The sequence below is a fragment of the Neisseria sp. P0019.S003 genome (genome assembly GCF_051957115.1).
In the GTDB taxonomy this organism is placed as follows: Bacteria; Pseudomonadota; Gammaproteobacteria; order Burkholderiales; family Neisseriaceae; genus Neisseria; species Neisseria flavescens_D.
This window is the reverse complement of the sequence record NZ_JBQCWT010000079.1, coordinates 1-456: the sequence shown is the minus strand read 5'-3', so window position 1 is coordinate 456 and position 456 is coordinate 1. Positions and strand designations below refer to the sequence as shown.

Sequence of the window (456 nt, the reverse complement as noted above, 5' to 3'; positions counted from 1 at the left end):
TGATCCCGACAAACTCGATGCCGAAGCTGCGTGTTTCGACAACGTCATCAAAGCCACGCGCAAAGAGTTGGAACAACTGCGCGGCGCGATTCCCGAAAACGCCCCGACCGAATTGGGCGCATTCATCTCGCTGCACTTGATGCTGCTGACCGACGTTACCCTCTCGCGCGAACCCATCGACATTTTGCGCGAGCAAAAAATCAGCGCCGAATGGGCATTGAAACAGCAAAGCGACAAGCTCGCCGCCCAGTTCGACAGCATCGACGACGACTACCTGCGCGAACGCAAACAGGACATGCGCCAAGTCGTCCGCCGCATCCACAACAACCTTGTCGGCCAAAGCAACGAAATCAACCTCGCCGGCAACCTGTTTGACGACACCTTCCTCATCGCGCACGACCTCTCGCCTGCCGATACCGTATTGTTCAAAGAGCAGCACGTCACCGCCTTTGTAAC

The 456-nt window shown here is 56.8% G+C and carries 1 protein-coding gene; it reads left to right on the top strand.

Translation table 11 applies throughout. The features are described 5' to 3' along the window. Positions 1-456: phosphoenolpyruvate-utilizing N-terminal domain-containing protein (locus ACTHTS_RS11180; protein WP_440370079.1), on the top strand; the 456-nt coding region annotated here is incomplete at both ends.